The 12,969-nt window shown below is 71.1% G+C and carries 13 protein-coding genes; 5 read left to right on the top strand and 8 right to left on the bottom strand.

Going from position 1 to position 12,969, the window contains the following annotated elements:
* Window positions 1-184 precede the first annotated feature (184 nt).
* The 3 genes from ABZX11_RS38500 to ABZX11_RS38490 all read right to left on the bottom strand — a co-directional run bounded on the left by ABZX11_RS38500 (window position 185) and on the right by ABZX11_RS38490 (window position 2,856).
* A complete protein-coding gene (locus ABZX11_RS38500) occupies window positions 185-781 on the bottom strand; it encodes a response regulator transcription factor (RefSeq protein ID WP_003073605.1) in 597 nt (198 codons plus the stop codon).
* A gap of 131 nt (window positions 782-912) precedes the next feature.
* On the bottom strand, window positions 913-1,869 hold the full coding sequence (locus tag ABZX11_RS38495) for a hypothetical protein (RefSeq protein WP_354922891.1): 957 nt from the start codon (window positions 1,867-1,869) through the stop codon (window positions 913-915).
* 42 nt (window positions 1,870-1,911) lie between these two features.
* Window positions 1,912-2,856 (bottom strand): MerR family transcriptional regulator, encoded by a 945-nt coding sequence (locus ABZX11_RS38490; RefSeq protein WP_254897000.1) that lies wholly within the window; start codon window positions 2,854-2,856, stop codon window positions 1,912-1,914.
* Between the two features lie 209 nt (window positions 2,857-3,065).
* On the opposite strand from ABZX11_RS38490, the gene ABZX11_RS38485 reads away from it, so the two are divergent.
* Window positions 3,066-3,368, top strand: coding sequence for a WhiB family transcriptional regulator (locus ABZX11_RS38485; protein ID WP_033261506.1), 303 nt, complete (start codon window positions 3,066-3,068; stop codon window positions 3,366-3,368).
* 78 nt (window positions 3,369-3,446) lie between these two features.
* Here ABZX11_RS38485 and ABZX11_RS38480 read toward each other — a convergent pair whose 3' ends face one another.
* From ABZX11_RS38480 to groES, 3 genes are all read right to left on the bottom strand, one after another.
* Window positions 3,447-4,052: a DUF2625 family protein gene (locus tag ABZX11_RS38480; RefSeq protein ID WP_354922886.1), complete on the bottom strand. Its 606-nt coding sequence runs from the start codon at window positions 4,050-4,052 to the stop codon at window positions 3,447-3,449.
* A 72-nt stretch (window positions 4,053-4,124) separates the two neighbouring features.
* Complete coding sequence (gene groL / locus ABZX11_RS38475) at window positions 4,125-5,738, bottom strand: chaperonin GroEL (RefSeq protein ID WP_176173225.1); 1,614 nt, start codon at window positions 5,736-5,738, stop codon at window positions 4,125-4,127.
* A 97-nt stretch (window positions 5,739-5,835) separates the two neighbouring features.
* Window positions 5,836-6,129, bottom strand: a complete 294-nt coding sequence (groES, locus tag ABZX11_RS38470) for a co-chaperone GroES (protein ID WP_004559922.1) — start codon at window positions 6,127-6,129, stop codon at window positions 5,836-5,838.
* Window positions 6,130-6,446: 317 nt separating this feature from the next.
* Between groES and ABZX11_RS38465 the strand changes: the two genes are divergently transcribed.
* The gene (locus ABZX11_RS38465) at window positions 6,447-8,312 is read left to right on the top strand and encodes an N-acetylmuramoyl-L-alanine amidase (RefSeq protein WP_354922883.1); all 1,866 of its coding nucleotides are present in this window, start codon (window positions 6,447-6,449) and stop codon (window positions 8,310-8,312) included.
* 22 nt (window positions 8,313-8,334) lie between these two features.
* Here ABZX11_RS38465 and ABZX11_RS38460 read toward each other — a convergent pair whose 3' ends face one another.
* Complete coding sequence (locus ABZX11_RS38460; protein ID WP_354922880.1) at window positions 8,335-9,711, bottom strand: glycosyltransferase family 2 protein; 1,377 nt, start codon at window positions 9,709-9,711, stop codon at window positions 8,335-8,337.
* Window positions 9,708-10,217, bottom strand: a complete 510-nt coding sequence (gene xrtP, locus ABZX11_RS38455) for an exosortase P (RefSeq protein ID WP_354923015.1) — start codon at window positions 10,215-10,217, stop codon at window positions 9,708-9,710. The genes ABZX11_RS38460 and xrtP overlap by 4 nt, the downstream gene beginning before the upstream one ends.
* Before the next feature lie 360 nt (window positions 10,218-10,577).
* Between xrtP and ABZX11_RS38450 the strand changes: the two genes are divergently transcribed.
* The 3 genes from ABZX11_RS38450 to wecB all read left to right on the top strand — a co-directional run bounded on the left by ABZX11_RS38450 (window position 10,578) and on the right by wecB (window position 12,791).
* On the top strand, window positions 10,578-11,345 hold the full coding sequence (locus ABZX11_RS38450; RefSeq protein ID WP_354922877.1) for a choice-of-anchor P family protein: 768 nt from the start codon (window positions 10,578-10,580) through the stop codon (window positions 11,343-11,345).
* Window positions 11,346-11,356: 11 nt separating this feature from the next.
* Window positions 11,357-11,536 carry an LPXTG cell wall anchor domain-containing protein gene (locus ABZX11_RS38445; RefSeq protein WP_354922874.1) on the top strand — a complete coding sequence of 60 codons (180 nt, stop codon included), beginning with the start codon at window positions 11,357-11,359 and terminating at the stop codon, window positions 11,534-11,536.
* A 109-nt stretch (window positions 11,537-11,645) separates the two neighbouring features.
* Window positions 11,646-12,791 (top strand): UDP-N-acetylglucosamine 2-epimerase (non-hydrolyzing), encoded by a 1,146-nt coding sequence (gene wecB / locus ABZX11_RS38440; RefSeq protein ID WP_354923012.1) that lies wholly within the window; start codon window positions 11,646-11,648, stop codon window positions 12,789-12,791.
* Window positions 12,792-12,969: the final 178 nt, after the last annotated feature.

Here is a 12,969-nt window from a genome sequence, read left to right as displayed (position 1 = left end):
CGTTTCAACGAGCGAGCCCGGTTGCGGGTACGAGATCCGCCGGAGGGGCGGGGTGGTGAGGCGGGGATCCGCCACGTCGAACGCCGGACCGTGATGGGGACCACACGGGTGCGGGCCAGGGCGGAACGCCCTGGCCCGTCGTCACCTGGGAACCGGCCGTGTCAGGAACGGGGAGAGCGGCAGGTCAGCTGACCAGGCCGCGGCGGAAGCCGTGCGCGACGGCCTGCGCGCGGTCGCGCACGCCGAGCTTGCGGAACAGCCGCCGGGCGTGCGTCTTGACCGTGTCCTCGGACAGGTAGAGCTCGCGGCCGATCTGGCCGTTGCTCTTGCCCTGGCTCATCCCGCGGAGCACCTGAAGCTCGCGCTCGGTCAGCTGGACGCCCGGGTCGGACGGCTGACGGGGCGCGGGCACCGAGGTGCTCGCCAGGGTGTGGGCCAGCGCGGCGACCAGCTCCGGCCGGGACGCGTCCCAGCGGAGGTAGCCGCGGGCACCGCCGGCGATCGCGGCGGCGATGCTGCCCGCGTCGTCCGGGGCGCCGAAGACGATGACGTTCGCCTGGGGGTTGGCCGAGACGAGCCGCCGGGTGGCTTCGACACCCGTCGGGACCGCGCGCTGCGTCCCGACAAGCACGACGTCGACGGGCTGACGGGAGTACCGGGCCAGCAGCTCGTCACCGTGCGCTACGCAGTCGATGCGACTGACCCCAGGGACCGCGGACATCACTCGGGTGAGCCCTTCGCGGACACTGCGTCGGTCGTCGCAGATCAAGACCGTCGTCACGGGGTTTCCTTCCTGCAGCCGGGTGACATTCCACTTCCCCTATCGGACGCTTTAGCCCGAACCTTGACACGATCCGGTGGCTTTTTTTGAACTTTCTTAGCCCGGATGCCGGAACACCCCATTCCGACGGCTCAACCACCCGGGACGGGGACCCATGGTGATTCCCCCGCAACCCTCCTCCCGCAAGGATCTGCGCTTCGTAACACTGCGTGCAACACCTGCGCCACTCTGAATCGATACTCCTCGGCGTGTCCTGGGCGCAGGTCGGCCGCGACGAGCGCCGCCGGCCACGAAAGTGAAAGGAGTTCGCATTCCTCCGCGGTGGCCATTGCATTTCCGACAAGCTCGTCCGAAATCTTCCGGTGATCGGGATCCCCGGCCGCGCTCAGCGCGACGGCCAGCACAATCCCGGATTTCACGGTGTGCCGCCGGGCACCCCGGGCGCGCGCGGTTTCGAAAGCGAGCCGGGCGTGCGGCACGGCGGCGGCGCCCTGACCTGCGGCGAGCTCGATTTCGGCGCCCACCCAGCCGCGGCGCACGGTGGCCCGCCAGCCGTGGTCGGCGGCGGCGGCCCGTTCGGCGAGGCGACGGGCGGCGGTGAGGCGGCCCAAGGCGAGGTTGTCGGCAGCGAGGCCGAGGAGGGCGTCAGCCTGGGCGCCCGGGGCGTCGAGACCGTCGGGGTCACGGCCGGTCGCGGCTGCTTCCGCACTGGATGCAACCGGCTCGCGGCCGGCGGCGGTCCGCGGGCGGGGAGTGGCCGCCTTCGGCTCGGGGCCGTCGGGGTCGGGCTTGGTGGCCAGGTGGGCGACCTTGGCGAAGGCCTCGCCGTCGAGAGCGCGGGCGCGGCGGTGCCCGCCCAGCTGCCGCCGGTGGGAGGCGAGGGTGCTCGCGGCGAGGGAGGCGGTCACCGGGTCGCGCCCGCGCCGGAGGGAGTCCAGGAGCGTGGCCGCGGCGGCGTAGCGGCCTTGCGCGCCGAGGACGACGGCGGCGAGCAGCCGTTCCCGCGGGCGGCCGGAGCCGCGCGCGACCGCGGGACCGGGCAGCGGGCCACTCCCGAACGCGGCGGCCCTCAGGGCGGGTTCGTGCACCCGTCCTTTCTAGCGGTTCACACCGACAAAAACATGATCGATCTACCGTCGGGCGCCGACCAGGACGTGCTCGATGCGGTCCGCGGCGGCCGGCAGGTCCGTGAGCAGCTCCACCTTGTCCGGCAGCGACCCCGCGTCCCAGCCCGGGCCGCACGCGAACAACCGGCTGCGCTGCCTCCCCCGCGAGACCCTCGCGAACAGCCGTGCGTCCGCCACCCCGCGGCCGTTGGCCCACAGCACCACCGCCGCCGGTGCGCTGCGGCGGACCGCCACCGCCAGCACCTCCGCCGGCAGCGGCACCCCGAACAGCTGCGCGCCGATGCGCCGGCCGGCCAGGGAGGCCGCCAGCGCGTACATCGGCATCGAGTCGCGCTCGTCCGGGACGCAGCCGAGGAGGACCGGGCGGGTGTTGCGGGGCTCGTCGAGCACCGGGGTCGCGCGGACCAGTGCCGCGAACACGCACTCCGCGAGCAGGTACTCCACCTCCGCCCCCGCGCTCGCGCCGCGCCACCGGGCTCCGAGCGCCGACAGGACCGGCTCGATCACGCCCGTCCACGCCGGGAGCACCCCCAGCTCGGCGATGGTGTCGGCGAGCATCCGCTGGACCGCGCCGACGTCCATCGCCAGTGCCGCCGTGCTCAGGCGGCGGGCCAGGCGGGAGCGGACCTCGTGACCGTCGTCCCCGACCGCGGACTCCGACGGCGAGGCGGGCTCCTCCGGCTGGGGCGGCCCGGAACGCGGGATCTGCTCCAGGGCGTAGCGCGCCGCCTCGGCCGTCGACGCGCCGCTCAGCAACGCACGCTGCATCAGTTCGAGGCGGCCGATGTCGGAGGTGCCGTAGCGGCGGTGACGGCCGTCCGTGTGGCGGCTGGGCCCCAGTCCGTAGCGGCGGTCCCAGGTTCGGAGGGTGGACGGCGCGACCCCGAGCCGGCGGGCGACCGAGGCCACCGGCAGGGTGGGTTCTTCGGTGCCCGACCCAGCTCCCACGAGCCTCAATATCCAGGCACCCAGCGCCGTCGGCAACCGGAGGCGAAAGCCCTGCTCACACATCCGGGGGATGCCTAACGGCTGAATCGAACCGAATCGCTTGAACAACTATTGGCGCGCTTCTAACGTTACCGCCGTTGCACCGAATGGAGTATCGACTCCACAGCAGAGCAGCTAGCGGCATCGACCGAATGACGGAGGCGGTCAGGATGGCAGACACGCGCAGGCTCCCAGGACCCAACGCCGACATGTGGGACTGGCAGCTCGAAGGGTCGTGCCGGGGGATGGACAGCGCGTCCTTCTTTCACCCGGACGGCGAGCGCGGCCCGGCGCGGGCACGGCGGGAAGCCAGAGCGAAGGCCGTCTGCCTGAGCTGCCCGGTTCTCGAGATGTGCCGCAGCCACGCGCTGGCCGTGCACGAGCCGTACGGCATCTGGGGCGGGCTCTCGGAGTCCGAGCGGGAACACATCATCAAGTCGGACAAACGCGCTCTCAGCATGTCCGGCGGCTGAGCGCGCCACGGGCTGGACACAACACAGACATCGGAGGGCGGCACCGGGTGGGGTGCCGCCCTCCGTGCCGTTCAGGGGTCAGAGCTGCCGGGCGGCGTGCTGGTGCACGGAGACCAGCTCCGGCAGCGGGACGACGGCCCGAGACACCGTCGCAAGGTCCTTGCCTTCGACTGTCCACGGTGGCGGGAAAGTGTGGATGCCCTGGTCGGCGGCGACCGCGCCGACCTCGTCCGGCCAGCCGGGCCAGCGCAAGGTTTCGTAGAACCGGTCGAGCGAGCCGGCCAGCACCGCGTGCAGCCAGGCGGCGTAGCCCTGGCCGAGGTCCTGCCACTCGAGGACGTCCGGCCCGAAGTAGTGGACGGTCGGCCGGCCCTCCGGGTTCGCGGCCCAGACGTAGGAGCCGCCGAGGACGTCGTAAGCCACCGGCAGGATGCCGGACCCGGGTTCGGCGCGCTCGAGGATGCCGGGCAGCGCGCCCGCACCGCTGCCGAGTACCCGCAGCCACCCGTGGTCGATCAGCAGGCCGCCGGTGTGGCCGACGACGGCGCCCAGCCACGACGTTGTCGTGATCCGCAGTTCACGCAGGCAGTGGGCCGCGCGGCCGCCGTCGGTTTCGAGCACGGTCACCGGGTAGGGCGCCGCAGCGATCGCGGCGGCCACCTCGTCCCACGCTGGTGTCGTCATGCCGGTCGGCGTGGCAGACGAAAACGGGGCGGCACCTCGCGAGAGGTACCGCCCCGTTCCCGTGGAACCGCGTCAGTGCGAGTGGCCGTGGCCCGCCGCGGCGGGCTCTTCCTCGGCCGGCTTCTCGACGACCGACGACTCCGTCGTCAGCACGAGCCGCGCGATCGAAGCGGCGTTCGCCACCGCGGACCGGGTCACCTTGACCGGGTCGACGATGCCGGCGGCCAGCAGGTCGGTCAGCTCGCCGGTGGCGGCGTTGAAGCCCTGGCCCCAGCCCTGCTCCTGCACCTTGTTGACGATGACCGCGCCCTCGTGGCCCGCGTTGGTCGCGATCCAGAACAGCGGCGCCGTCAGCGCGTCCTTCACGATCCGGACGCCGGTGGCTTCGTCACCGGTGAGGCCAAGGCCGCCCTCGAGCTCCTTGACCGCGTGGACCAGCGCCGACCCGCCACCGGGCAGGATGCCCTCCTCGACGGCCGCCTTGGTCGAAGCCACGGCGTCCTCGATGCGGTGCTTGCGCTCGTTCAGCTCGGTCTCGGTGGCCGCGCCGACCTTGATGACCGCGACGCCGCCGCCGAGCTTCGCGAGCCGCTCCTGCAGCTTCTCGCGGTCCCAGTCGGAGTCGGTCGTCTCGATCTCCTTGCGGATCTGCGCGACCCGCCCGGCGATGGCGTCCTTGGAGCCGGCACCGTCGACGATCGTGGTGTCGTCCTTGGTGACGACGATCCGGCGGGCCTTGCCCAGCGCGCCGAGGTCGACGTCGGACAGCTTGCGGCCGATCTCCGCGGAGATGACCTCGCCGCCGGTGACGACCGCGAGGTCGTCCAGGAACGCCTTGCGGCGGTCGCCGAAGAACGGCGCCTTGACCGCGACGGCGGTGATCGTCTTGCGCAGCGAGTTCACCACGAGGGTGGACAGCGCCTCGCCGTCGACGTCCTCGGCGATGATCAGCAGCGGCTTCTTGGCCTCGACGACCTTCTCCAGCACCGGCAGCAGGTCGGCCAGCGCCGAGATCTTCTCGCGGTGCAGCAGCACGTAGGCGTCCTCGAGGATCGCCTTCTGCTCCTCCGGGTTGGTCGCGAAGTGCGCCGAGAGGAAGCCCTTGTCGAACTGGACGCCCTCGGTGATCACCAGCTCGGTCGCCAGGGTCGACGACTCCTCGATGGTGATGACGCCGTCCTCGCCGACCTTCTCGACGGCTTCGCCGAGCAGGGCGCCGATGTTGGCGTCGCGGGAGGTCACGGTGCCGACCTGGGCGATGTTCTCGCGGCCCTTGACCGGGGTGGCCTTGGCCTTGAGGACCTCGATGACCTTCTCCGCGGCGGCCTCGATGCCGCGGCCGATCGAGGTCGGGTTCGCGCCGGCCGCGACGTTGCGCAGGCCGACCTTCACCAGCGACTGCGCGAGCACGGTCGCGGTGGTGGTGCCGTCGCCCGCGACGTCGTTGGTCTTGGTGGCGACGCTCTTGGCGAGCTGCGCGCCGAGGTTCTCGAACGGGTCGTCGAGCTCGATCTCACGGGCGACGGTGACACCGTCGAGGGTGATGGTCGGGCCGCCGAACTTCTTGTCGAGCACGACGTGGCGGCCGCGCGGGCCGAGGGTGACCTTGACGGCGTCGGCGAGCTTGTTCACCCCGCGCTCCAGCGCGCGACGAGCGTCCTCGTCGAAACTGATCTGCTTGGGCATAGCGTGTTCCGCTTACCTTTCGGTGTCTTTTGAACGCAAGAACGCCCCGTCCCCCGGCTTGTGCGGGGCCCGGGGCGTCATGCGCTGGGAGCGGACGTCAGTTGATGACGGCCAGCACGTCGCGGGCGGAGAGGATGAGGTAGTCCTCGCCGTTGTACTTGACTTCGGTGCCGCCGTACTTGGAGTAGATGACGACGTCGCCGACGTTCACGTCGAGCGGGACGCGGTTGCCCTTGTCGTCGATCCGGCCCGGGCCCACGGCCAGAACCTTGCCCTCCTGGGGCTTCTCCTTGGCGGTGTCGGGGATGACGAGGCCGGAAGCGGTCGTCTCCTCGGCCTCGCTCGTCTGGACGACGATCTTGTCCTCGAGCGGCTTGATGTTCACGCTCACCGGGTTGACCTCCACGGTCGTCGAAAGCGTTGGCAGGATGTGGTTACGGCTCTACCACCCCCGCCGTCGCGGGTGCCGGGGCTGTTCGGGCCGTGCGATTAGCACTCTAGCCACGTGAGTGCCAGTCGTGCAAGGAGGGTCCACCCGACGTGGGACAGCGGGCCTGACCGGCTTCTTTCAGCCTGCGCCGGCTCCGCGGCGGACGCCCGGCGGGCCATCACCCGCGACCCGCCATCACCCGTCGGCCGCTTACCTCCGGCGTGAGTTTCTGGTTAGGTTCTCACCTCTGGTACCCGCACCCTGGGGGTTCATCGCCCATGTCCCACCCGATCCCGAGAACCGCGGCCGTCGCGGCCGCCGTCGCCCTGCTCAGCGGCCTGGCCGCAGCCCCGGCCCACGCCGACCCCACCGGCCAGCGCCAACGCGACTTCGCCGCCGCCGCGGCCGAGTTCGGCGTCCCGGAGAACGTCCTCCTCGGCGTCTCCTACCTGGAGTCGCGCTGGGACAGCAACGCCGGCACGCCGAGCACGTCGGCGGGCTACGGGCCGATGCACCTCACCGACCTGCGCGAAGCCGGTGTCACGGGCACCCACCACGACGAAGGCACCGAGGACCCCCGCGGCGACGACGCCCGCCCGGCCCGGCACCCGCAGGCCGGCCCCGACGTGCCGCCGCCCGCGCTGCAGACCGTCGACGAGGCCGCCCAGCTCCTCGAGACCGACGCGCGGACGCTGCGCACCGACCCGGCCCAGAACATCCGCGGCGGTGCCGCACTCCTGGCGAAGTACCACACCGGCCACGACTGGTACGACGCCGTCGCGAAGTACAGCGGGTCCACCGGAGACGCGGCACGGACCTTCGCCGACGAGGTCTTCGACACGATCAAGACCGGCACCGCCCGGACCACCGACGACGGCCAGCAGGTCACCCTCGCCGCCGCCCCGGACCTGGTCGTCCCCCAGCACCCCGAGACGAACCCGCCGGGCGTCGAATGCCCGCGCCGGGTGACGTGCGAGTCGGTCCCGGCCCCCTACCAGGAGCTGCCGAACGACGACTACGGCAACCACGACCTGGCCGACCGGCCGAACAGCCAGAAGATCGACCACATCGTCATCCACGACACCGAGGGCTACTGGGACAGCGTCCTCAAGCTCGCCCAGGACCCGACGTACGTCAGCTGGCACTACACGATCCGCTCCAACGACGGCCTGATCGCGCAGCACGTGCCGACCAAGGACGTCGCCTGGCACGCCGGCAACTGGTACGTCAACGCGAAGTCCGTCGGCATCGAGCACGAGGGCTTCGCCGCGAAGGGCACCTGGTACACCGAAGCCATGTACCGCTCGAGCGCGAAGCTCGTCGGCTACCTCGCGCGCAAGTACGACATCCCGCTCGACCGCGCGCACATCATCGGCCACGACAACGTGCCGGGCACCGTCCCGTCGACCATCAAGGGCATGCACTGGGACCCGGGCCCCTACTGGGACTGGTCGCACTACTTCGACCTGCTGGGCGCGCCGCTCGGCGGGTTCGGCCTGCCCGGCTCGTCGCTGGTCACCATCGACCCGGACTTCGCGAAGAACCAGCCCGCGTTCACCGGCTGCGACAGCCCAGGGACGCCGTGCGCCCCGCGCGGCTCGGAAGCCGTCGTGCTGCACTCGGAGCCGAGTGAGGCTTCGCCGCTGCTGAAGGACATCGGCCTGCACACCGACGGCTCACCGTCCACGATGGACGTTTCGGACGTCGGCAGCCGGGCCGCGACCGGGCAGCGGTACGCCGTCGCCGAGGTGCGCGGGGACTGGACGGCGATCTGGTACCTCGGCCAGAAGGGCTGGTTCCACAACCCGCGCGGTGCCCGGGTGGCGAAGCCCGCGATCGGCTGGGTCGCGACGCCGAAGCCCGGCCTGGCGACCGTGCCGGTGTACGGCCGCGCCTACCCCGAGCCGGAGGCCTACCCGGCCGGCGTGACCGTGCAGGCCATCACGCCGCTGCCGTACACCCTCGCCGCCGGTCAGAAGTACTCCTCGGGCGGCACGGTCGGCTCGGAGTACTACTGGGCGACCACCTTCGACCCGGCCGACCACGTGGTGGTGAAGGGCAAGCTCAAGTACGTCCAGATCCAGTTCGGGCACCGGATCGCCTTCGTCAAGGCCGACGACGTCCGGATCGTCCCGGCGTTCTGACCCGCGGCGGTGGAGGTCGCGCTCACGCGTCGAGCGCGACCTTCACCCCGGCCGCCTGCTCGGTGTTGCGGCGCGTCTTCGCCCAGCCGTTGCGCCCGCGGACCAGCCGGAACAGCGCGCGCCACGACGTCACGTAGAACGTGTAGATGTACAGCGCGTAGGCGAAGCCCATGCCCAGCCCGCGCAGGATGTTCTTGCTGCGCAAGCACTTCAGCTGGTAGATCGGGCCCCAGACGAGGAACGGCAGCAGCCCGAACGAGCCGTAGATGGCGAAGAGGATCCAGGCGCCGCCGGTGAACCACGTCCACATCTGTGCCGGGTCGCCCGTCGTGCCGATCACCAGCAGGATGAACGGGATCGGGTAGAGCAGTGAGCCGAGCAGCTGCAGCCACGGCTGGGCCAGGTAGTACATCATCTCCGCCGCGCCGAGCGTGCTGACGTGCGGGGAATCCCAGATCCGCCGGAGGTACCGGGCGCACTGCATGGTGCCCTGGCCCCACCGCGTGCGCTGCACGAGGAACCGGCGCAGGCTGTACAGACCTTCCTGCGACACGTGGGAATCCGGGGTGAACGCGGTGCGCCAGCCCGCGGTGAGCAGGTGGACGCCGAGCTCGAAGTCCTCCAGCAGCGAGCCGCGCCACGGCTCTTCGGCGTCGCCCGCGATCGAGTCCAGCGCGGTGAGGCGGGTGAACTGGCCGTTGCCGCCCATGGAGATCGTGCCGGTGAACCCGCGGGACGTCTGGATCGCCGCGATCGCCGTGCGGAACTCCAGGTCCTGCAGCTGGGCGAGCTTGAGGCCGAACCAGCGGCCGAGGGGGTGGCGGCTCGGCGGTGGCGTGCCCGCGTTGCCCATCCACACGTCGAGCTGGACCGCGCCGACCTCCGGGTCGCCGAAGAGGTGGTCCGCCGCGCAGACCTCGAGGCAGTTCGGCGCCGGGCGGCCGTCGGCGTCGACGACCACCACGACGACGTCGTCGCGGCGCGCGTCCGGGCCCATCCAGTCGTCGAGAGCGCGGTAGGCCGCGTTCAGCGCGTCCCCCTTGCCGGTGCGGGCCTCGGGGCGCACGCGCGGCACCAGGTGCAGGTACGGGTCGTAGCCGCCGTGCCGCCGCCAGAGCATCCGGACGACGCGGGCGGTGCGGTCCTCCGAGTCGTCGTCGACGACCCAGACGTGCGCCCGGCGGAACGTGGTCCGCAGGTAGCGGATGGTCTCGCGGATCACCGTCTGCTCGTCGCGGCACGGCACGAAGAAGTGCCACGTGAAGTCCGCCGGATCGCCGACCGGGCCGGGTTTGCGGCGCAGGTACGGCACCACGATCACCACGACGTAGACGAGGAACGCCACGCTCATCGTCAGCGCGAACGCCTGCGTGATGGCCAGCAGGACCTTGACGCTCATGCCTTCTTCTTCCGGGTGGCCAGCCAGACGAACAGGACGATCGAGACGGCGCCGCCGAACACGCTCACCATCGAACCGAGCAGCGTGTGACCCCAGTAGTAGCCCTCGTCGGTGCCGAGGGAGTGCACGAGCCCGACGATCGTCAGAATGCGCAGCTGGTTCACCAGCACGACGACGACCGCCGAAATGCCGAGCGAAAAGAACAACCGCCGCGCATTCGACGGGCGGAAGTACACCATGGCCATCGTCACAACGAGCAGCGGGAGCAAAAGGAACGCCGAAGAGCATTCCGGCGTCATTCTCAACCCGAACGGAGTAGCACTGGTCAACCCAAAGTAAACGGACTCCCGATCGGGTGCCACATAGACACCCGATGCAGTGAACAGATCGAGGATCGCGCCGGCGAGACGCACTTCCAGCTCGCGGTAGAACCGCTCGGCCAGCACCACCACGACCCCCGCGGCGGCCAGCGCACTCAGCGCCACTACCAGCGGAAACCGTGTCATCCCTGAGTTCGGAGCGCTCGCTACCGCCACGACGTTCCTCTCGGTGTCGATTTTCCGACCAAGCTGCGGACCCCGGGCGAGCGTAGGACATGTGTGCCACGCCTTTCCACTCGGAGGGGTGGAAAAGCCGCCCCAATCGGCTGGACCTGTGGCGAACTTGTTACGCCATCCGAGTGATGTCGAAATGACCAGCGAAAACGACGTCCAGCCTTACCCGATCCGGTGATTCGGGAAATTTTGTGTGCTATTCCGGCCGGTCTTCGCGATAGTCGATCCGCGTGCCGAGTCGAGGCAAGCCGGTTCGATCCGCGCCGCCGTCACGCACCCCCGATCAATCCAGCGAATTCGGAGGACCACTTGATGAAGAGCTCCCTCGTGCGCCGCGGCGGACTGCTCGCCGCGGTCGTGGCGAGCGTCGTGCTCGCCGGCGCGGCCCCCGCCTCGGCGGCCCCCGGCGACGGGTCCGCGTACGGCGTCAAGGTCGACGTCAAGCTGCTCGGCCAGGACGCGGTGAAGGCGGGCCCGTTCGCGGCCGCGAACACCGCGGGGCCGACCAGCAGCAGCCTGGCGAAGGTCGACCTGAAGGGCATCCTCACCGCCGGCGCGATCAACACCGAAGCCAAGCGCGACGAGAACTCCGGTGCGGTGACGGCGAAGGCGAGCACCGCCGACGTCGGGCTGCCGCTGCTGAAGGCGGCGCTCGGCAACGTCGGCATCAAGCTCGTCGAGGCCGTCTGCACCGCGACCCAGAAGGGCGTCGAAGGCAGCACGAAACTGGTCGGCGCCGACCTCGGCAGCGTCGGCGCGGTCGACGCCACCCCGGCGGCGAACACGCAGATCAAGGTCGGCCTCGGCGCGCTCAACGTCGCGACGATCACCCTGAACGAGCAGGTCAAGAACGCCGACGGCAGCCTCACGGTCAACGCCGTCCACGTGAAGCTGCTCGGCGAAGGGCTGCAGGCGCTCGGCTCGGGTGACGTGATCGTGTCGTCGGCGACCTGCGGCCCGGCCGCACCGCCGATGCCGCTGGCGTCCGGCCCCGGGCTGTGGATCGGGCTCGGCCTGCTCGGCGCCATCGCGGTGCCGGTCGGCACCCGCATCTCCCGCCGCCGTTCCGCTCGAGCCTGAGTGAGGTCCGGATGTACAGGATGCCGGGCGCCGGGGTCGGCGTGGCCGGTGGCGGGGTGGGCACCCTCGCCGCCACCGGTGCCGACATCGGGTGGTGGCTCGCGCTGGGCGTGCTCCTGGTCCTGCTCGGGACCGTCGCGCTGATCGCCGTCCACCGCCGCAACCGCCGTCTTTCCCGGGCGCGGGAATGAGAAGCGGGCCGCCGGCGTGTGCCCCTCGCACGCCGGCGGCCCCCGCCGGCGGCACCCATTGCCGGGAATTTGCCGGAGACTGGACGATGTGGAGAAGGGGCGGCACGGGGTGGACGTGATGTTGCTGGCCGGGACGCGGCCGGAGGCCGTCAAGCTCGCGCCGCTGGCCCTGGCGCTGGCGGCGCACCCGGTGCTGCGCCCGGTCGTGGTCCACAGCGGCCAGCACCCGGGCATGGTCGAGCAGGCGCTGGAGCCGTTCGGGCTGACGGTGGACGAATGGCTCGCCGTACCCCCGCGCGTGACCGGCGGCCAGGCCGAGCTGGTGGCGGGCCTGCTCCCGGCCCTCGACGACGTGCTGCGCCGCACCGCACCGGCGGCACTGGTCGTCCAGGGCGACACGACGACGACGCTCGCGGGCGCGCTGGCCGCGTTCTGGCTGGGCATCCCGGTGGTCCACCTGGAGGCCGGGCTGCGCACCCACGACCTCGCGGCACCGTTCCCGGAGGAGGGCGCGAGGCAGATGGTGTCCCGCATCGCGGCCCTGCACCTGGCCCCGACCCTCGGAGCGGCGGCGGCGTTGCGCGAGGAAGGCGTGGCAAGGCAACGAATCGCGGTCACGGGCAACACGGTGGTCGACGCGGTGCTGGAGATAGCGGCCCGCGACGTCCCGGCCCGCGACACGGCGTTGGCGTTGCTGGAGATGGAGCTGGCCGAGGCAGGCGAGCGGCTGGTGCTGGTGACGTCCCACCGCCGAGAGTCCTGGGGCGAGCCGCTGGAGCGAACACTGGCGGCGGTGCAGCTGATCGTGGCCGAGCACCCGGACGTGCAAGTGCTGTTCCCGGCGCACCCGAACCCGCAGGTCCGCGCCCAGGTGGAGGCGGCGCTGAGTGGCCTGCCCAGGGTGACGGTGACGGACCCGCTGGAGTACCCGGACCTGGTGAGGGCCCTGCGCCTGGCGGCGCTGGTGCTGACGGATTCGGGCGGCATCCAGGAGGAAGCACCGACGTTCGGAACACCGGTGGTGGTCCTGAGGGACGTGACGGAGCGCGCAGAGGTGGTGGAGGCGGGCTGCGCATGGCTGGCAGGAACCGACACCGCGCGAATAGTGGACCTGGCAGCAAGGCTGCTGAGCGGCGAGTTGCGCCCAGCCCACGTGGGAAACCCGTACGGCGAAGGAAACGCGGCAACGCTGGCAGTGGCGGCAATAGAGGAACTACTGGGCGTACGGGCAACAACCCCGGCACCAGTTCAGTAGCAGAAGACCACCCACAAACCGGCGGCCGAACCAACACAAAAACCGGCAGCCGAAGCACCCCAAAGCGGCAACACGGAGCCCAGACCCCCCGCAACCCCGATCCGAAGCCCCAACACGGCCGGCGGCACGTTGTCAAGAGAACGGAACAGCACACGACTGAACACCAGACACTAAGGCG

The organism is Amycolatopsis sp. NPDC004169 (assembly GCF_040610315.1).
In the GTDB taxonomy this organism is placed as follows: Bacteria; Actinomycetota; Actinomycetes; order Mycobacteriales; family Pseudonocardiaceae; genus Amycolatopsis.
The sequence above is the reverse complement of the archived record's forward strand: the minus strand, read 5'-3'. Positions and strand labels throughout refer to the sequence as shown.

What these genes read in the sequence shown, in the direction of transcription:
- xrtP (WP_354923015.1), bottom strand. Translation starts at nt 10,217, where the DNA reads ATGACACGGTTTCCGCTGGTAGTGGCGCTGAGTGCGCTGGCCGCCGCG.
- groL (WP_176173225.1), bottom strand. Translation starts at nt 5,738, where the DNA reads ATGCCCAAGCAGATCAGTTTCGACGAGGACGCTCGTCGCGCGCTGGAG.
- ABZX11_RS38450 (WP_354922877.1), top strand. Translation starts at nt 10,578, where the DNA reads ATGAAGAGCTCCCTCGTGCGCCGCGGCGGACTGCTCGCCGCGGTCGTG.
- ABZX11_RS38485 (WP_033261506.1), top strand. Translation starts at nt 3,066, where the DNA reads ATGGCAGACACGCGCAGGCTCCCAGGACCCAACGCCGACATGTGGGAC.
- ABZX11_RS38460 (WP_354922880.1), bottom strand. Translation starts at nt 9,711, where the DNA reads ATGAGCGTCAAGGTCCTGCTGGCCATCACGCAGGCGTTCGCGCTGACG.
- ABZX11_RS38480 (WP_354922886.1), bottom strand. Translation starts at nt 4,052, where the DNA reads ATGACGACACCAGCGTGGGACGAGGTGGCCGCCGCGATCGCTGCGGCG.
- ABZX11_RS38465 (WP_354922883.1), top strand. Translation starts at nt 6,447, where the DNA reads ATGTCCCACCCGATCCCGAGAACCGCGGCCGTCGCGGCCGCCGTCGCC.
- ABZX11_RS38445 (WP_354922874.1), top strand. Translation starts at nt 11,357, where the DNA reads ATGTACAGGATGCCGGGCGCCGGGGTCGGCGTGGCCGGTGGCGGGGTG.